This window comes from Microbacterium sp. GbtcB4, assembly GCF_019091465.1.
Lineage (GTDB): Bacteria > Actinomycetota > Actinomycetes > Actinomycetales > Microbacteriaceae > Microbacterium > Microbacterium paraoxydans.
Genome location: NZ_JAGXJJ010000007.1, coordinates 180,804 through 199,737 on the forward strand (window position 1 = coordinate 180,804; position 18,934 = coordinate 199,737).

Sequence of the window (18,934 nt, forward strand, 5' to 3'; positions counted from 1 at the left end):
GTCCCGCGCGATTCCGCGGGCAGGGTTACCGAAACGTGACATCAAGCCGACCGCGGATCCTCGACAGCCGCCCGGCGGAGCAGGCGCTCGACGAGGCCGGCGACGATCCCCTCCCTGGTCTCCACCGTCATCGGCTTGCCGGGAACCCCTGGTCGCCGCTGCTCGGGCGACGGACCGTCCAGCGGACGATACCGCACCCCCGCGGCGGCGAGGCGTCGCAGATGCGTGGGCAGCCGCCGTGCGAAATCGGCGAACGGTGCGGGCTCTCCCCCATCCCAGAGACGCTCCGCGATCGCGGCGAGGCGCGGGAACATCGCGAAGTCGACCCGGTCCCTGCTCGGCAGGTGCTCCGTCCAGACGTTCGCCTGCCCGCCGACCGCGCCCTCGACGACCTCGAAGGAGTACGCGCGCTCGATGGTCAGCGGGGGCCCGACGCGGATGGGCTCCTCGGGCGATTCGGACTGCGGGTAGTCGAGGTAGACCTCGAGATCCGGACATCCCACGACCGGGATCCCCCGCCGCAGCGCCTCGCGCATGGCGACCGGCCCGCGCCAGGCGAGGATGCGGACGCCCTCGGGGACGTCGCCCTCCAGCACCTCGTCCCAGGCCAGCGCGGTGCGCCCGCGGCGGCGGACGTGGTCCACGAAGTGCGCCGTGAACCACGGCTGCACGTCGTGCGCCGTGGCGAGCCCCAGCTCTCGCATGCGTGCCGCGGCGGCTGCACTCTCCGCCCACTCGGTCACCGGCACCTCGTCGCCGCCGATCCCGATCCATGCGGACGGGAACACGTCGCACAGCGCGTCGATGGCGGCACGACCGAAGGCCAGCGCCTCCGCGGTCGGCGCGAGGGTGCGGGCGTTCACGCCGAATCGCTCCCACGGCCCGGTGGGGGGCGTCCCGACGTCGAGGTTGCCCAGCTCCGGGTAGGCGGCGAGCGCGGCCTGGATGTGCCCTGGCAGCTCGACCTCGGGCACGAGCGTCACGAAGCGCTCCTCCGCGTACCGCACGAGGTCGCGGAGCTCGGCGGAGGTGTAGAAGCCCTCGTGCGCGCCGGGCTCGACCGTGGCCTCCGGTCCGTGACCGCGTTGCGTGGCCTCGCGCCGTGCGCCGACCTCGGTCAGACGCGGGTAGCCGGGTACCTCGAAGCGCCATCCCTGATCGTCCGTCAGGTGCAGGTGCAGGATGCTGAGGTGGTGATCGGCGAGCAGGTCGACGAGGCGACGCACGTCCTCCACGGGGCGGAAGTGGCGCGCCACGTCGAGCATCACTCCGCGCCAGGCGGAGGCAGGAGAGCCCTCCCAGCGCCCTGCCGGGATCGTCGCGGGGAGAGCGGGGTCGTGGTCCGGGTCGCGGAGCTGGCGGAGCGTGGTCGCGCCGCGGAAGACCCCCTCCGGCGTCGCCCCCGCGATCTCGATCCCGGAGGCCGTCACCGACACCCGGAAAGCCTCGGGCCCCTGCCGCCCCGCCGCGGAGGCCGCGGCACCCAGCTTCTCGTCGATCAGAAGGCGGATGGCGGGCAGGGTGTCGTCCGCTCCCGCGCCGCCGAGCCGTGCGACCGCGGCCGCCAGCTCCGGCGCGCCGAGGATCGGGGTCGAGGGCGTCCACCGGAAGCCCGGAGCCAGGGAGTCGATCTCCGCGGCGATGTGCGGCACCGTCGCCCGCGGCGCCGACGGAGGCATCCGCAGCGCACGGCCGGCGACGGCACCCGTGGGGTCGCCGTCGATGACGACCGGCACGCCGCCGACGAGCACCTCACGCACGCCCTGCGGCGCACCGTGCGGGTCGTCGAAGGTGGCGCCGGCCGCGATCGTCTCCGGGTCGAACAGCACCAGGTCGGCGGTGGCGCCCTCGCGGATCACGCCGCGCGGTGCGTCGCCGCGGTCGAGGCCGAGGCGGGCAGCCGGGTTGCCGGAGAGATGACGGACGGCCTCCTCGAGGCTCAGCACCCCCAGCTCCCTGACGTAGTGCCCGAGGTAGCGCGGGAACGTGCCGCGGCCGCGCGGGTGCGGGCGCGCGCCGATGAGGATGCCGTCGCTGCCGCCGGAGTGCCGCGGGTGCCGCATGATGGCCCGGACGTTGTCCTCGTCGCCGATGTGCATGAGCACACCCGTGGCGCCCGCATCGGCGAGGATCGTGTCGATCACGACATCGACGGCGCGCTGCCCGGTCTCCGCCGCGATGTCGGCGATCGTCCGGCCGACGAGCCCGGCGAGACCCGGGTGGGCCGTCCCGGAGATCTGGATCGCCGACCAGTCCGCCGCCTCGCCGTGGAATCCGTCGCAGCCGATCTCCTCCAGCTCGACGCGGACCGCCTCGCGTCCCTCGGCGTCGAGGGCCCCCAGGACGCCGAGCAGGTCGCCGGTCGCCGCCAGCCTGCTCGGCAGCAGGGCGGAGAGGGTCGTGGCCCCCGGAAGGTAGGGGTAGGTGTCCAGGGTCACGTCGACACCGTCGGCCGTCGCCGCGTCGACGAGGGCCAGCAGCTCGGCGGCGCGCCCGCGGTTCGGGGCGAAGTTCATGGTCGCGTGGGTGAGATGGACGGGGCACCCGGTGCGGCGGCCGATCTCGATGGCCTCGCGATACGCGTCCAGCGCCGCCCGCCCGTAGCTGCGGGTGTGCGGCGCCCAGTAGCCGCCGCGCTCCGCCACCACCCGGCAGAGGGCTTCGAGCTCCGCGGTGTCGGCGTACATCCCCGGGGTGTAGGTCAGGCCGCTCGACATGCCGAAGGCTCCGGCATCCAGGGCCTGGCCGAGGATGTCGGTCATCGCCGCGATCTCGGCAGGGGTCGCCCGGCGGTCGTCGTGCCCGACCACCATCATCCGGAGGTTGCCCTGCGGCACCAGCACCGCGGCGTTCGCCACCGCGGCGACGTCTATCGCCTCCAGGAAGTCGTCCATCGACCGCCACGGGACCTCCGCCGGCCGCCCGTTCCAGCCCGCGATCTGGGCGGGGATGACGGCGGCGGTCGCCTCGTCCAGCGGCGCGTAGCCCAGGCCGTCCTGCCCGAGCACCTCTGTCGTGACCCCCTGCCGAATCTTGGCGTCGTGCGCGGCGCCCTGGAGCACCGCGAGGTCACTGTGCGCGTGCATGTCGATGAAACCGGGCGCCAGGACGAGGCCGGACGCGTCGACCTCGACCGCGCCGTCCGGCAGCTCGAGCGTCGTCCCGTCGCCGTCGCGGACGACGGCGACGACCCTTGCCCCCTCCACCGCGACGTCCGCGACGAAGCGCGGCGCGCCGGTGCCGTCGACGACGGTCGCCCGCCGATAGACGCGCACCAGGCCGGCGGCGGCCTTCTCGGCGCTCAGAAGCATGTCGCCACCGCGTCGATCACCCGGGGGTCCTCGTCGTCGGGGTCGTCGATCACGGCGACGACGCGCCACTTGTCGAACGCGGTGCACGGATGCGAGAGACCCAGCCGCACGACCTCGCCCACCGCGACGGTCGCCCCCTCGGCGGGTCGGAGGAAGGCGTGCTGGTCGTTCAGGGCGGTCACGGCGCCGGCGACCGACTGCGGCACCGGGAGGTCGATGTCGAACGGCACGTCCCGCCGCCCGGCGTCGAGCAGGGCGAGGCCGGGTTCGGGCTGGGAGACCACCCGCGACCACGCGTGCATCGCGGAACGCAGCGGAGCGGTGTCCGTGAGCGGGCCGAACGGCGACATGCGGGAGTAGAAGCCGTCGTCGTGGATCTGGAAGGCACCGGAGCGCAGCACGACCTCGGCGTCCGCTCCCGCGGCGCCGAGGACCGCGGCGGCGCGATCGGGGAAGGAGCTGCCCCCCGCGCTGAGCACGGGGCGGACGCCGTCGGGGTACTCCAGTCGGCGGTGCAGCTCGACGAGCGTGGCCAGGAAGCCGTCGACCGCGGCGACCGAGGCCGCGGAGCGATCGGGACCGAAGGGCCCCTCGTAGCCCGTCACCCCGGCCAGGCGGAGACCAGGGGCGGCCGCGATCGCCGCGGCGATGCGCTCGCCCTCGGCCACGGTCCGCGCCCCCGTCCGTCCCTGCGCGCCGCCCAGCTCCACGAGCACGTCCAGCGGCCGCGGGGCATCGGCGAGCGCGTCGGCGAGGATCGCGACACCGGCGAGGGAATCCGCGCCGCAGAGGATCCGCAGGTCCTCATCGGCGGCGAGCATCGCTCCGAGCTCGCGGGCCGCGGCGCCATCCGTCACCCCGTTGGCGATGAGCACCGTCGGCACGCCGGCGTCGACGGCGACGCGGGCCTGCCACGGCGTCGCGACCGAGATCCCCCAGGCTCCGGCGTCGAGCAGCCGCTGCCAGAGCGCGGGCGCCATCGTGGTCTTGCCGTGCGGGGCGAGGCGGACGCCCTCGCGCATGGCCCAGCCGAACACCGTGTCCTCGTTGTGCGCGATCGCGTCCGCGTGCACCGTGAGCACCGGAGTACCGAGGTCCGAGAGACGCAGACCGGCCGCGCCGACCTCCGACAGACGCAGCCCCGCGGCGTGCGCCGGGAACCCCTTCGCCCAGGCGCCGAGGACGGGATCCGGAATTTGTAGAGGCATCTAACAAGGCTACTAGGCTGGCGGCATGACCGCGAAGACACGAGTTTCCACCGACGCCGCCCCCGCCCCCGCGCACACCTTCTCGCAGGGCGTCCGCAAGGGCCCGATCGTCCAGGTCTCCGGCCAGGGCCCCGTCGACCCGCAGACGAACGAGTACCTGTACCCGGGCGACGTCGCGGCGCAGACCACCCGCACGCTGGAGAACGTCAAGGCCATCGTGGAGGCTTCCGGGGCCACGTTCGACGATGTCGTGATGCTGCGCGTCTACCTCACCAAGCGCGAGGACTTCCCGATCATGAACGAGGCCTACGGCGCCTTCGTCGAGGCCCACACGACCAGCGGCGTCCTGCCCTCGCGCACCACGGTGTTCACCGGCCTCCCCCGCGAGGAGATGCTCGTCGAGATCGACGGGCTCGCCGTCGTCGACTGACCCCACCCGCCCCGGGCGAACGGGGAGGCACCTTATCAGGACCGTTGCCTCCCCGTTACCAGCCATCCCGTACCATGGACGACAGGACACGTCGAGACTGCGGGGGGTGTAGTTCGTGACCGATCTGATTTCCACGCCGGGCGCTGCAACGGGGGCACAGCCCGACGATGCGACACCGACGAGCGTCCTGACGCCGGAGGCGGCGACCGACACGGCCCCGCCGCAGACCGGCGAGCAGCCCCTGGCCTGGGCTCCCGTCGAGCCCGCCCCGAAGAAGCGCCGCCTCGGCCTGTGGATCGGTCTCGGCCTCGGCGTGGTCGCGCTCGGCGCCGGCGCCGCCTCGATGATCCTCATCGCCCCCGGCACCACCGTCGCGGGCATCCCGGTCGGCTGGATGACTCCGGGCGCGGCTGCCGAGGCGATCAGCTCGCACCTCGCCCAGACCGAGGTCACCCTCACGGGCGATGGTGATGACGCCGTGCTCACCGGCGCCGACCTGGGCGCGACCGCCGACGCCACGGCCCTCGCCGATGCGGCGTTCGCCGCCCACCCGATGTGGAACCTCGGGTCCTGGATGGGTGACCCCGTGTCGGCCGACATCGTGCTCGACCAGGAGACCGCCACCGCAGCTCTCCGCGGCGCCGTCCCCGGCAGCTTCGTCGACCCGGTCGACGCCGGAGTCGTCTTCGACGCCGCGAAGGGCACCTACACCGTGACGCCCTCCGTTCCCGGCACCGGTATCGACGTGGCCGATCTCAACGCCGCGTTCGTCGAGGCCGTCGGCGACGGCCGCACGACGTTCGACTACCCCGGCGGCCCGGCGGAGGCCCTGCCCGCGGTGTCCGACGAGGACGCGACGGCGACCGCCACCACGCTCAACACCATGCTCTCCTCCATCGGCTTCTACGTCGGGAAGGAACGGACCGTCCCGGTCTCCCCCGCGGTCGCCGCGTCCTGGCTGACGGTGGTCGACGACGAGGGTCAGCTGCGGATCGAGGCGGACCCGGCGGCGATCCAGACCACCGTCGACACGCTCGCCGCCGCGGTGGACCGCGCCCCTGTCAACGCGACCAACATCGTCGACTCCGCGGGGAACGTGCTGCGCGCCGAGAAGGAGGGCGCCACCGGACGCGCCCTCGGCGACACCGCCGGCATCGCCGACGACTTCGCGACGCAGCTCGCCGCGGGAGACGGCGTCTTCGCCCTCTCCGTGACGGAGACCCCCTTCGAGACCACGAACCTGTTCCGCCGCGCCGAGATCAACCTCAGCACGCAGCGCGCCTACCTGTTCGAGAACGACAAGGTGGTGCAGTCCTGGGCCGTGTCGACCGGTCTTCCCGGAACGCCCACGCCGACAGGCAACTTCAAGGTGTTCGCACACACCGCGATGCAGGACATGGGCTGCTACGAGGGGGCGCCGTACTGCACCGAGGACGTGCCCTGGATCACGTGGTTCGCCCCGAACATCGGCTTCCACGGCACCTACTGGCACAACAACTTCGGCAACCGGATGAGCCACGGCTGCGTGAACCTGCCGATCGACCTCGCCAAGTACGTCTACGACTGGTCCCCCGTGGGCCTCGAGGTCTCCGTCTACAACTGATCCGGAACCCTGCACCGGGCGAAGCCGGCAGGGGAAGACAGCAGAAGGGGGCGGATGCCGCAGCATCCGCCCCCTTCTCGTCGTCTCAGCGCAGGGCGTCGACGATCTCGTTGAGCGTCGTGGACGGGCGCATGACCGCCTCGACGAGCTTCTCGTCCGGACGGTAGTAGCCGCCGATCTCCACCGGGGAGCCCTGCACCGCGTTGAGCTCGGAGACGATCGTCTCCTCGTTCGCGGCGAGCTTCTCGGCGATGGGCGCGAAGGCGGCGGCGAGCTCCGGGTCCTTCGTCTGCTTCGCCAGCTCCTGCGCCCAGTACAGGCCGAGGTAGAAGTGGCTGCCGCGGTTGTCGATCGTGCCGAGCGCACGGCCGGGCGAGCGGTCCTCCTCGAGGAACGTGCCGGTCGCGGCGTCGAGCGTCTCCGCGAGCACGCGGGCCTTCTCGTTACCCGTGCGGTCGGCGAAGTGCTCGAGGGAGGCCGCCAGCGCGAAGAACTCGCCCAGCGAGTCCCAGCGCAGGTAGTTCTCCTCGACCAGCTGCTGCACGTGCTTCGGCGCGGAGCCGCCGGCCCCCGTCTCGAACAGTCCGCCGCCGGCGAGCAGCGGCACGATGGAGAGCATCTTGGCGCTCGTGCCGACCTCGAGGATCGGGAACAGGTCGGTGAGGTAGTCACGCAGCACGTTGCCGGTCACCGAGATGGTGTCCAGGCCGTGACGCATGCGGGCGAGCGTGTACCGCGTGGCCTCCTCCGGCGCGAGGATCGTGATCGTCAGACCCTTGGTGTCGAGCGTGGCGAGACCCTGGTGCACCTTCGCGATGATCTGCGCATCGTGCGAGCGGTTCGCGTCGAGCCAGAACACCGCGGGGGCACCCGTCGCGCGGGCACGGCCGACCGCGAGCTTGACCCAGTCCATGACCGGGATGTGCTTGGTCTGCGTCGCGCGCCAGATGTCGCCCTCGCCGACCTCGTGCTCGATGAGGACGGTGCCCTCGCTGTCGAGCACCTGGACGATGCCGTCGGCGGCGATCTCGAACGTCTTGTCGTGGCTGCCGTACTCCTCGGCGGCCTGCGCCATGAGGCCCACGTTCGGCACGGTGCCGATCGTGGCGGGGTCGAGCGGGCCGTTCGCGATCACATCGTCGATCACGGCCTGGTAGACGCTCGCGTAGGACGAGTCGGGGATGACCGCGATGGTGTCGGCCTCCTCGCCGTCCTTGCCCCAGAGCTTCCCGCCGTTGCGGACGAGAGCGGGCATGGACGCGTCGACGATGACATCGCTCGGCACGTGCAGGTTGGTGATCCCCTTGTCGGAGTTCACGTACGACAGGCGCGGCCCCTCGGCGATGGCCTTGTCGAACGCCGCGGCGATCTCCTCGCCACCGGCGACGTCCGCCAGCCCCGCGAGGATCGAGCCGAGACCGTCGTTCGCGCTGAGTCCGGCCTCGGCGAGCTGCGTGCCGTACTGGTCGAAGACGTCCTTGAAGAATGCCTTCACGACGTGACCGAAGATGATCGGATCGCTGACCTTCATCATCGTGGCCTTGAGGTGCACCGAGTAGAGCACGTCGTCGGCCTTGGCCTCCGCGAGCGTGTCAGCGAGGAACGCGTCCAGCTCCTTGGCGGACAGGAACGTGGCGTCGATGATCTCGCGCGGGAGGACCTTGAGCCCCTCCTTGAGGACCGTGACGGTGCCGTCCTTCGCGGTGTGGCGGAAGGAGAGGACGTCGTCGTGCGCGGCGACCCAGGAGCGCTCGTTGTGCTTGAAGTCGTCGTGGCCCAGGGTCGCGACGCGGGTCTTCGAGCCCTCCGCGAACGGCTTGTTGCGGTGCGGGTGCTTCTTGGCGTAGTTCTTCACCGCCAGCGGCGCGCGGCGGTCGCTGTTGCCCTCGCGCAGGACGGGGTTCACGGCGGAGCCCTTGATGCGGTCGTAGCGGGCGCGGATGTCCTTCTCCTCCAGCGACGAGGGCTCGTCCGGGAAGTCGGGGACGTCGTAACCCTGCTGCTGCAGCTCCGCGATGGCGGCCTTGAGCTGCGGGATCGACGCGGAGATGTTCGGCAGCTTGATGATGTTCGCCTCGGGGAGCGTGGCGAGGCCGCCCAGCTCCGCCAGCGCGTCGCCGACCTGCTGCTCGGGGGTGAGCTTCTGCGGGAACGCGGCGAGGATGCGGCCGGCCAGAGAGATGTCCCGCGTCTCGAATTCGATACCCGCCTGGCCCGTGTAGGCCTGGATGATCGGCAGGAAGGAGGCGGTGGCCAGTGCCGGTGCCTCGTCGGTGTAGGTGTAGATGATGGCGTCGTCGGTCACCGGGACGTTCTCCGTTCACGAGGGCTATTTGTCTCGATACCAAGATACCTGAGCGTCCCGGACCCCGAAGCGGCGGTCCCACCGAAGAGACTCCCTCGGACGAACGGTCCGTGAAAAGTCCGCCCGAGTGATGAATGCGGTGAGCGGAGGGGCTAGCCTGGGGGCATGTCCGAACTGCGCATGGTCGAACTCTCCGCCGCGACGATCGTCGCCGTGAACAACCTGTCGCTCAAGCCCGGACAGGAGCAGTTCCTCGCCCCCGTCTCGTACGGCATCGCGGCCACCGTCATCAACCCGCAGACCTCCTGGCAGCGGGTGATCCTGGACCGCAACGAGGTCGTGGGATTCGTGAGCGCCAACTTCGATGACGAGGCGCCGGAGGAGCACTTCCGCTCCGTGCTGTGGCGCATCAACGTCGACGCGGACGACCAGGGTCGCGGCATCGGCCGCTTCGCCGTCGAGAACCTCATCGACGAAGCGCGCAACCGCGGCGTCGACCACGTCAACGTCATCTACGAAGCCGGCGAGGACGGCCCGGAGGCGTTCTTCCGCCGCGTCGGGTTCACCCCCGTCGGGGAGACGGCCTACGGCGAGGTCATCGCCGAGATCCGCGTCCCCTCCTGAGACCGGCGGCGGGGTCTCGAATCCCCTCCCCCATCGAGACTCCGTCGCCCTCGGACCTGCAGGGCGGCGTGCTCTCGATCCTCCTCAGCGCTGACCGCTGCCGTCCGGGGGCGTGCCCTTGCCCCGACGGCTGTTCCACGCGGCCAGCGCGGACGCGGCGGCACCCGCCGCCCGATCGATGGCCTCGGCGGAGCGGTGCAGCATGTCCTGCGCGGCGTCCTGCCAGGCCGGTGTGGGCGGCGCCTCCCCCGTCTGGACCTTCGCCGCGTGCTCGGCGGCCTCGAACGCCCGCTCCAGCTCCGCGACGGCGTCGCGGTAGGCCGCGTACTCGGCGGCGGTCACGCGGCCCGTCGTCTGCCGACGCGCCTCGACCGCCGCACCGGCGGCCCGCAGGTAGGCGGCCGTCTCCGGGCGCTTCACGTCCGTCATCTCGGGATAGGTGATCTGCAGCGCGGTGTCGGTCTCGTACCGCATCCATCGCGCCGTCACCGCGTCGTGCTCCGCGTACAGGCGCTCCAGCGGCCGCGGGGCGGAGCCGGCGGGGATCGCGGCGCGGGCGGCGTTCACCCTGACGCGTCGGGCGCGGACGTCGGCGGCCGCCGCTCTGGCGTCGCGTTCGCGCTCCTTGAGCATGCGCCGGGCGCCGGCCACCTGCTCGGCGCTCGCGCGTTGCGCGGCCCGCTCGGCGGAGACCCGCGCGAGGTCGGCTCGTGCCACCTTCAGCGCCGTCCGTCGCACCACCGCGCGCTGCTGGGCCTCGCGGAGGTCGTGCCGGGCGGCGTCGTACTCCAGTCGGCGGCCGCTGCGGGTGTTGCGACGACGCACCCCGATCGCGCCCGCGGTCACCCCGGCGGCGGCGGTCGGCGCGAGCCACCACCACTCCGCGACGAGGAGGAAGGGGTCCATCCTTCGATGCTACCGATCGCGGAGCACGCGCGCCCGGACGAGGAAGCCCCGGCATCCGGACGGATGCCGGGGCCGCTGTCGCGTCAGCGCGTCAGCGCGTCAGCGCGTCAGACGAGCGTCTCCTGCCAGGCCGCGTGCAGCTGGGCGAACTTCCCGGTGCCGCCGATCAGGGCGGCCGGGGTGTCGTCCTCGATGATCCGGCCGTGCTCCATCACGAGCACACGATCCGCGATCGCCACCGTCGACAGCCGGTGCGCGATGATGATCGCCGTCCGGTCGGCCAGCAGCGTCTGCAACGCGTCCTGGATCAGCCGCTCGGACGGGATGTCCAGCGAGGCCGTCGCCTCGTCGAGGATCAGCACCGCCGGGTCGGCGAGGAAGGCGCGGGCGAACGAGATGAGCTGTCGCTGCCCGGCCGAGACACGACCACCGCGCTTGTTCACGTCGGTGTCGTACCCGTCCGGCAGGGCCGAGATGAACGCGTCGGCGCCCACCGCCCGCGCCGCCTCGCGGATCTCGTCGAGCGTCGCGTCCGGGCGCCCGAGCGCGATGTTGTCGGCGACGGTCCCGCTGAACAGGTACGCCTCCTGCGTGACCATGACGATCGCGCGGCGGAGGTCCTTCGGGTGCAGCGACCGCAGATCGACGCCGTCGAGGGTCACCGTCCCCGCGGACGGGTCGTAGAACCGCGAGATGAGCTTGGCCAGCGTGGACTTGCCCGCCCCCGTCGTCCCGACCAGCGCGATCGTCTGCCCGGCGGGGATGTCGAGCGAGAAGTTCGGCAGGATCGTCTTGTCCTCGTTGTACGCGAAGGTGACCTCGTCGAAGCGGATGTGCCCCCGGGACTCCCAGAGGTCCACCGGCTTCTCGGGGTCCGGCACCGTCGGCACCTCCTCCAGGACGCCCGACACCTTCTCCAGCGCCGCGGTGGCGGACTGGTAGGAGTTGAGGAACATCGCGATCTCCTGCATCGGAGCGAAGAAGTTGCGCACGTAGAGCACGGCGGACAGCAGCACGCCGACCGTCAGCGCTCCTTCCGAGACCCGGATGCCGCCCCACAGCACGACCACGCCGAGCACGAGCGCCGCGACGCCCATGAGCCCGGGCTCGAACGTGCCGAACAGCAGCATCGAGCGGCGGTTCACGTCGCGGTACTCGCCGGCCACGCCCTGGAAGGCCTCGTCGTTGCGCGGCTCCTTCCGGAATGCCTTGACCGCGCGGATACCCGTCATGGTCTCCACGAACTGCACGATCACCTTCGCGCTGATCACCCGGGACTCTCGGTACACGAGCTGCGAGCGCGAGTAGAACCAGCGCATGAGGAAGAACAGCGGCACGCCGCCGATCGCGAGGATCAGACCGGACTGCCAGTCCCACACGCACAGGGCGATGAAGGTGAAGACACCGAAGAGCACGCCGGAGACGAGCTCGTTCAGGCCGCCGTCGAGGAGCTCCTTGATGGAGTCCAGGTCGCTCGTCTGGCGCGAGATGATCCGCCCCGAGGTGTACGACTCGTGGAACTCCAGGCTCAGGCGCTGGGTGTGCAGGAAGATGCGCTTGCGCAGGTCGAGCAGGACGGCCTGGGTCAGCTTGGCCGCGATGATGACGTACCAGGCGATGAGCACGGCGGCGAGAGCACCCGCGAGCAGGTAGATCCCGCCGACGACGAACGTCGGCATCCAGTCGGCGTCGTCGAGCACCGCGGGGAGCGCCCGGTCGAGGCCGATGCTGATGAGGATCGGTCCGGCCACCTGCAGCGCCGTCGAGATCACGAGCACCGTGGCGGCGAGCACGATCTGCGGCTTGAGCGGGCGCACGAGCGAGCCGAGCAGCCGCAGCGAGCGGCGGCGGATCGCCCTGCTCTCCTCCGTGGTGAGGCGGGAGCGGTCCTCGTCCTGGGTTCCGGTGAGGGAGCTCATCGCTGCACCTCCTCTCCTGCGAATCGGGGGGCGCCTCCGGGCGCCTCGTCATCGGCCTCCTCGCGGATGCCTTCCTGCACGGTCTCGTGGATCTCGGCCTGCTCGTCGCGGATGATCGGGATGGCCCCGGTGCGGGCGGCCTCCTCGGCCTCCAGGCTGGAGATGACGTGCCGGTAGTGCCGACTCGTCTTCAACAGCTCGGTGTGCGTGCCGACGGCGGTGATCCGGCCGTCCTCCAGCAGCGCCACGCGGTCGGCGAGGGCCACGGTGGACGGACGGTGCGCGACGATCATCGCGGTGGTGTCGGCGAGCACGTGCCGCAGCGCCTCCTCCACGAGCGCCTCGGTGTCGACGTCCAGCGCCGACAGCGGATCGTCGAGGACGAGCACCCGGGGGTTGGCGGCCACGGCGCGGGCGAGGGCGAGCCGCTGGCGCTGTCCGCCGGACAGGCTCAGTCCCTCCTCGCCGATCACCGTCTCGACGCCCTCGGGGAGGGTGTCGACGAAGGCGGCCTGGGCGACGTCGAGCGCCTCGCGCAGGACGCGCTCGGCTTCGGGGCTGTGCACGTCGAGGTCGGCGCGGCCGAGCAGGACGTTCTCGCGGACCGAGGCCGAGAAGAGCGTCGCGTCCTCGAACGCCATCGCGATGTGCTCCCGCAGCTCGGCGAGCGTGAGGTCGCGCACGTCGACGCCGTCGAGCGTGACCCGCCCTCCCGTCACGTCGTACAGCCGCGTCGGCAGCGTCGTCAGCGTGGTCTTGCCACTGCCGGTGAGGCCCACGAGCGCCATGGTCTCGCCCGGCCGCAGCACGAGGTCGATCCCGTCGAGCAGGTCCCGCTCGTCGGCCGCCGCATCCTGGTAGCGGAAGTGCGCGTTCTCGAACGCGAGCTCGCCACGCGGGTTCTCGATGTGCACCGGGTTCTCCGGATCGGTGATGGTGTTCGTCTCCGAGAAGATGTCGAAGACGCGGTCCGTCGCCGTGCGCGCGTCGAGCATGAACGAGAAGAGGAAGCCGATCGACTCGATGGGCCAGCGCAGCACGACGGCCATCGCGAAGAAGGCGAACAGCTCCGCCGACGTGATCGCGTCCTGCGAGATGAGCCAGATGCCCGACATGAGGCTGAGGCCGAAGGCGATCTGCGGCATGAGGTCGAGCCAGAACCAGATCGAGGCGATGGCCCCGGCCTTGCTCATCTCGGTCTCGCGCAGCGTCTCGGCCTGACGGCTGAAGCGGCGGAGGGCGTGCGTGCCGCGGCCGAACGCCTTGAGCACGCGGATGCCGTGCACGCTCTCCTCGACGCTCGTGGCGAGGTCACCCGCCTGGTCCTGGCTGCGGCGGGTGAGGGCGCCGTAGCGCTTCTCGAACAGGTAGCCGCGGATCCACAGCGGGACCGCCGTCACGAGAAAGATCGTGCCCAGCAGCCAGTGCCAGCGGAACAGCAGCACCGAGCCGATGAGGATCGTCAGCACGTTCACGACCAGCAGCACGAGACCGAAGGCGAGCCACCGGCGGATCAGGCCGATGTCCTGCATCATGCGGCTGAGCAGCTGCCCGGACTGCCACCGGTCGTGGAACGCGACGGGAAGCGTCTGCAGGCGTGAGTAGAGCTCGGTGCGCATGCGGTACTCCACCTGCGTGGCGGGGAAGAGCACGAACTGCCGACGGAGCCACACCATGAGCGCCTCGCCGAGGCCGAGGGCGAACACGGCGAGCGCTCCCCAGACGATCGCGTCGAGCGCCCCAGACTGCACCGGCCCGCCGATGATCTGCTCGAGCACGATGGGGATCATCAGCGCGATGAGGGCCGCCGCGAGCGCGCTGGCGGCACCGCCGGCGAGACGCCAGATGACCGGCTTCACGAACGGCTTGAGCCGCCACAGCGCGGCGGGCGTGGAGAGGGAGGAGGAGGGGGACGGGTTCTGCGCGGAAGACGAGGAAGACATGTCTCTCAGAGGAGTCGAAGGGGAGAAGAGCGGGGGAACGGATGCGAGAGCGAGCTCACGGAGCCCGGCATCCGGTGCAGAAGGGGGGCGGAGGCTCTAGGAGAGCGGGCGCGCCGGGGTCGAGCCGAGGGTGGCGATCCGCGCGGTGGCGATCGTGGTCATGGTGTCCTCCTCAAGGGCTCGGCGAGGTCGTCCGGTTGGCGCGACAGCCCATCAGCCTATTCCTGTGAACGAGCTGAGCGCAAGGGGAATTCCCGGGACGGCGAAGAGCCCGCTCCGTCCGGAGCGGGCTCCTCGGCTCGGGAGGTCAGCGGGCGGCGTGTTCGCGCGCCAGAAGGCTCTCCTTCACGGGCAGCCCCCAGGCGAAGCCGCCGAGGGAGCCGTCCGTGCGGAGCACGCGATGGCAGGGCACGAACAGGGCCGGGGCGTTGCGGGCGCAGATCGACGCCGCCGCGCGCACGGCCTGGGGGTTGCCGAGTCGGGTCGCGAAGCCCGTGTAGGTCAGGGGCTCCCCCGGTGCGATGGTGCGCAGCGCCGCCCAGCCGGCGAGCTGGAGGGCGGTGCCGGTCTGCGCGACCGCGACCCCGTCGATCGCCGCGACGTCGCCCGCGTAGTACGCGCGGACGGCGCCCGCCGCGTCCGTCTCGGCCTCGCGCACGGCATCGGGGCGTACCCGGGCGGGAAGACGGCCGAGGATCGCCTCGACGTCGTCCGTCCAGCCGGACACGAGGACCCGCTGGCGGTCGTCGGCGAGGATCGTGAAGGGACCGTCAGCGGTGTCGAGGGTCTGGATGAGAGCGGTCATGAGGTCTCCTCGGTGTCGGATGCGATGTCGCGGGCGGGCCGGACGGTGGATCTGCGCCGCGGTCCGACGGGACGGATCGGGGCGGCACGCCACAGGTGCCCGCTGAGGTAGCTCCGCCACGGTGCGGCGCGCTCCGCCCAGGCGGTGAGGGTCTTCGGTTCGGCGGGCAGCCCGGACGCGGCAGCACCGGCACGGAGAGCGACGTCGCCGGGGAGCAGCACGTCCGGATCGCCGAGCACCCGCATCCGCACGTAGTCGGCGGTCCATGGTCCGATCCCCGGCATCGCGAGGAGGGCGGCGCGCTGCGTCGGGCCGTCATCGCCCACGGTGAGGGTCAGGCTCCCGTCCGCCAGGGCCGCGGCGGCTCCCGTGATGGCGCGGATCCGGGCGGCGGGCCCGCGCAGCACCTCCGCGCCGTGGGCCGCGATGGCCGACATCGTCGGGAACAGCAGGCCCTCGGGGGTCCGCTCCCCCAGCGCGTCGGTGAGCGCGGTGAGCGCGGTGCGGGCGGCGACGACCGTGATCTGCTGCCCGATCATCGCGCGGATGAGCATCTCGTGCGGATCGGCAGCCCCGGGCACGCGGATGCCGGGGGTCCGCGCGACCAGGGGCGCGAGGGGCGGGTGCGCGGCCAGGGCCTCGTCGACCGCGAGAGGGTCGGCGTCGAGGTCGAAGATGCGGCGTGCGGTGGCCACCAGCGGCGCGAGGTCGCCGAGTTGCGCGACCCGGGCCCGGAGGTGCAGGCGCTCCGTCTCCTCCTGACGCACCTCGAACCACGCGGGGCCGCCCGGCATCCGGAGATGACGGGAGAACGACGTCGCCGTGGCCTCCTCGACGCCCGTCACGGCTCGCGCGGCCATCCACGCGAAGACCCCGGCCGCATCCAGGGGGCCCCGGTACGGCAGGACGAGATCGATCGTTCCGGGGGCGGCCGCGGAGGGCGTGCGGCGGCGGGCACGCAGCTCCCCCGGCGTGAGCCCGAACACCTCCCGGATCGTGTCGTTGCCCTGGCGGATGCTGTGGAAGCCGGCGGCGAAGGCGACATCGGCGATGGGCATGTCGGTTCCCACGAGGAGCATGCGGGCGGTGTGGGCGCGGTGCGCTCTCGCCAGCGCGAGCGGTCCGGCGCCGAGCTCGGTCGTCAGCAGCCGCGTGAGATGACGGCTCGAGTAGCCGAGTCGCGACGCGAGTCCTGGCACCCCCTCGCGCTCGACCACGCCGGACGCGATCAGGCGCATGGCCCGCGCGGCCGTGTCTCCGCGGACGTCCCACGCGGGCGACCCTGGGGCGGCCTCCGGCAGGCACCGCTTGCACGCGCGGTAGCCGGCCTCGTGCGCCGCGGCACTCGTCGGATAGAACGTGACGTTCTGTGGCTTCGGCGTGCGCGCGGGGCAGCTGGGCCGGCAGTAGATCCCTGTCGAGCGCACGGCGGTGACGAACTGCCCGTCGAAGCGGGTGTCCCGAGCGCTGATCGCCCGGTAGCGCTCGTCGAAGGAGGGGCTCATGTCCTCCACTCTCTCACCCCCGCGCGGCTACGGCTGGCGGAAATCGGACATCGCGGTTCTCTCCCCGAGACCCCGCCTACGCGCCGAGACCCCGGCGTGCAGACGTGCGCACGCCGGGGTCTCGGCAGAAGACCGGGGTCTCGGTCAGTGGAAGAAGTGACGCTCCCCCGTGAAGAACATCGTGACGCCGGCCTTGCGCGCGGCATCCACGACCTCCTCGTCCCGCACGGAGCCGCCGGGCTGCACGATCGCCGTGACACCCGCGTCGATGAGCACCTGGGCACCGTCCGCGAACGGGAAGAACGCGTCGGACGAAGCGACGGATCCGGCGGCACGGTCGCCCGCCCGCTCCACCGCGAGGCGGCACGAGTCGACGCGGTTGACCTGGCCCATGCCGACGCCGACCGTCGCGTTGTCCTTCGCCAGCACGATCGCGTTCGACTTCACGGCCCGGCACGCCTTCCACGCGAAGATCAGGTTCTCCATCTCCTCGTCGCTCGGACGCTCCCCCGACACGAGCTCCCAGTTCTTGGCGACGGAGACGATGTCGTCCGGGAAGCGGTCCGCGTCCTGGAGCAGAAGCCCGCCGGACACGAGGCGCACGTCCATGCGCTCCTGCTGCCAGTCCTCGGGGAGTTGCAGCAGGCGCAGGTTCTTCTTCGCCTTGAACACCTCGAGGGCCGCGGGCTCGAACGACGGCGCGACGATGACCTCGGTGAAGATGTCCTTCAGGTTCTCGGCCATCTTCAGCGTCACGGTGCCGTTCGCGGCGATCACGCCGCCGTACGCCGACACGGGGTCGCACTCGTGGGCGCGGAGGTGCGCGCTGGCGATCGGGTCGAGGGCGTTCGGCGCGGTCGTGGCGATCCCGCACGGGTTCGCGTGCTTGATGATCGCGACCGCCGGCTTGACCATGTCGTAGGCGGCGCGCAGGGCGGCGTCCGCGTCGACGTAGTTGTTGTACGACATCTCCTTGCCCTGCAGCTGCGTGGCCTGAGCGATGCCGTGGCCGCCGGCGCGGGTGTAGATGGCGCCGCGCTGGTGGGAGTTCTCGCCGTAGCGCAACGTCGCGAGCCGCTCGGCCTGGATCGTCAGGTGCGCCGGAAGGTCGCCCGGGTCGTTGAGCGTGCCCTCGGCGAACCACTGCGCGACGGCCGTGTCGTAGGCCGCGGTGTGCGCGAACGCCCGCGCCGCGAGCTCCCGCCGCTGGGCGAGAGACGTGCCGCCCTGTGCCACGGCCGCCACGATCGCCGGGTAGGACTGCGGCGACACGACGATCGCGACGTTGGCGTGGTTCTTCGCCGCCGCACGCACCATGGCGGGGCCGCCGATGTCGATCTGCTCCACCACGTCGTCACCCTCGGCGCCCGAGGCCACGGTCTCCACGAACGGGTAGAGGTTGACGACGACGAGTTCGAACGGCGCGATGTCGAGGTCGGCGAGCTGCCGCTCGTGATCTTCCAGGCGCAGGTCGGCGAGCAGCCCGCCGTGCACCTTCGGATGCAGGGTCTTGACGCGACCGTCGAGCATCTCGGCGACTCCCGTGACCGCGGCCACATCCGTCACCTCGAAGCCGGCGTCGCGGATGGTGGACGCCGTCGACCCGGTCGAGACGATCTCGACGCCCGCCTCCGCGAGCGCAGCGGCGAGCACGAGCAGGTCGGTCTTGTCGCTGACCGAGACGAGAGCGCGCCGGATCGGCACGGTGTCGCGATCGCGGTAGAGCGTGGGGTCGTGGCGGGGGCCGGCCATGATGGGCTCCTTCGTGCGGGGGCGTCGGGGGTCAGGGGGCGGAGGTCAGGGAGAGGTCGCCGGTAGCGATGCGCCGAACGACGTCGATGAGGAGCCGGCGCTCGACCGGCTTGATGCGCTCGTGCAGCGTGTGCTCGGTGTCGTCGGCCCGGATCGGCACGCGCTCCTGGGCGAGGATGGGGCCGGTGTCGACCCCGTCGTCCACGACGATCACGCTGGCGCCGGTCTCGCGGACGCCCGCGGCGAGGGCGTCGCGGACGCCGTGCGCTCCGGGGAACTCCGGGAGGTACGCGGGGTGGGTGTTGATGATCCGCGGCGCATAGGCGGCGACGAGGGAGGACGGCAGCAGGCGCATGAGGCCGCTGAGCACCACGAGGTCGGGCGACCAGACGGCGAGCTGACGGCCCAGCTCCTCGCCCCACGCCTCGCGGCTCTCGTGTTCGTGCCACGGCACGGTGAAGCTGGGGATGCCGAACTCCTCGGCATGGGCCAGCCCGTCGGCTTCGCGATCCGCCCCGACGACGACGACACGCGCCGGGAAATCGGGGTGACGAGCGGCCTCGAGGAGGGCGCGAAGGTTCGAGCCGGCGCCCGAGATGAGTACGGCGACCGTGAGCACGCGC

General features: G+C 71.9%; 13 protein-coding genes. 3 read left to right on the top strand and 10 right to left on the bottom strand.

Annotation, left to right across the window (positions count from 1 at the left end; translation table 11 throughout):
* Positions 1-41 precede the first annotated feature (41 nt).
* Positions 42-3,311 (bottom strand): family 20 glycosylhydrolase, encoded by a 3,270-nt coding sequence (locus tag KVS71_RS12875; RefSeq protein ID WP_217584738.1) that lies wholly within the window; start codon positions 3,309-3,311, stop codon positions 42-44.
* A complete protein-coding gene (locus tag KVS71_RS12880; protein WP_217584739.1) occupies positions 3,302-4,519 on the bottom strand; it encodes an alanine racemase in 1,218 nt (405 codons plus the stop codon). Before KVS71_RS12880 ends, KVS71_RS12875 begins: the two co-directional genes overlap by 10 nt.
* 25 nt (positions 4,520-4,544) lie before the next feature.
* Between KVS71_RS12880 and KVS71_RS12885 the strand changes: the two genes are divergently transcribed.
* Positions 4,545-4,949, top strand: a complete 405-nt coding sequence (locus tag KVS71_RS12885; protein WP_025103791.1) for a RidA family protein — start codon at positions 4,545-4,547, stop codon at positions 4,947-4,949.
* 115 nt (positions 4,950-5,064) lie between these two features.
* Positions 5,065-6,552: a L,D-transpeptidase gene (locus KVS71_RS12890; RefSeq protein WP_259984155.1), complete on the top strand. Its 1,488-nt coding sequence runs from the start codon at positions 5,065-5,067 to the stop codon at positions 6,550-6,552.
* 85 nt (positions 6,553-6,637) lie between these two features.
* Here KVS71_RS12890 and KVS71_RS12895 read toward each other — a convergent pair whose 3' ends face one another.
* Positions 6,638-8,857 carry an NADP-dependent isocitrate dehydrogenase gene (locus tag KVS71_RS12895; protein WP_060922842.1) on the bottom strand — a complete coding sequence of 740 codons (2,220 nt, stop codon included), beginning with the start codon at positions 8,855-8,857 and terminating at the stop codon, positions 6,638-6,640.
* 165 nt (positions 8,858-9,022) lie between these two features.
* On the opposite strand from KVS71_RS12895, the gene KVS71_RS12900 reads away from it, so the two are divergent.
* Positions 9,023-9,481, top strand: coding sequence for an N-acetyltransferase (locus KVS71_RS12900; RefSeq protein ID WP_060922841.1), 459 nt, complete (start codon positions 9,023-9,025; stop codon positions 9,479-9,481).
* Between the two features lie 84 nt (positions 9,482-9,565).
* On the opposite strand, the gene KVS71_RS12905 is transcribed toward KVS71_RS12900, so the two are convergent.
* The 7 genes from KVS71_RS12905 to purN form a co-directional block, all read right to left on the bottom strand.
* The gene (locus KVS71_RS12905) at positions 9,566-10,387 is read right to left on the bottom strand and encodes a hypothetical protein (RefSeq protein WP_083371022.1); all 822 of its coding nucleotides are present in this window, start codon (positions 10,385-10,387) and stop codon (positions 9,566-9,568) included.
* Between the two features lie 107 nt (positions 10,388-10,494).
* The gene (locus KVS71_RS12910; RefSeq protein WP_060923216.1) at positions 10,495-12,306 is read right to left on the bottom strand and encodes an ABC transporter ATP-binding protein; all 1,812 of its coding nucleotides are present in this window, start codon (positions 12,304-12,306) and stop codon (positions 10,495-10,497) included.
* A complete protein-coding gene (locus KVS71_RS12915) occupies positions 12,303-14,249 on the bottom strand; it encodes an ABC transporter ATP-binding protein (RefSeq protein WP_060923215.1) in 1,947 nt (648 codons plus the stop codon). Before KVS71_RS12915 ends, KVS71_RS12910 begins: the two co-directional genes overlap by 4 nt.
* 307 nt (positions 14,250-14,556) lie before the next feature.
* Positions 14,557-15,054 (bottom strand): methylated-DNA--[protein]-cysteine S-methyltransferase, encoded by a 498-nt coding sequence (locus tag KVS71_RS12920; protein ID WP_105949384.1) that lies wholly within the window; start codon positions 15,052-15,054, stop codon positions 14,557-14,559.
* Positions 15,051-16,559 (bottom strand): AlkA N-terminal domain-containing protein, encoded by a 1,509-nt coding sequence (locus KVS71_RS12925; protein ID WP_217584740.1) that lies wholly within the window; start codon positions 16,557-16,559, stop codon positions 15,051-15,053. Before KVS71_RS12925 ends, KVS71_RS12920 begins: the two co-directional genes overlap by 4 nt.
* Positions 16,560-16,703: 144 nt before the next feature.
* Positions 16,704-18,311 carry a bifunctional phosphoribosylaminoimidazolecarboxamide formyltransferase/IMP cyclohydrolase gene (purH, locus tag KVS71_RS12930; protein ID WP_060923212.1) on the bottom strand — a complete coding sequence of 536 codons (1,608 nt, stop codon included), beginning with the start codon at positions 18,309-18,311 and terminating at the stop codon, positions 16,704-16,706.
* A gap of 31 nt (positions 18,312-18,342) precedes the next feature.
* Positions 18,343-18,930 (bottom strand): phosphoribosylglycinamide formyltransferase, encoded by a 588-nt coding sequence (gene purN / locus KVS71_RS12935; protein WP_060923211.1) that lies wholly within the window; start codon positions 18,928-18,930, stop codon positions 18,343-18,345.
* Between the last annotated feature and the right edge of the window lie 4 nt (positions 18,931-18,934).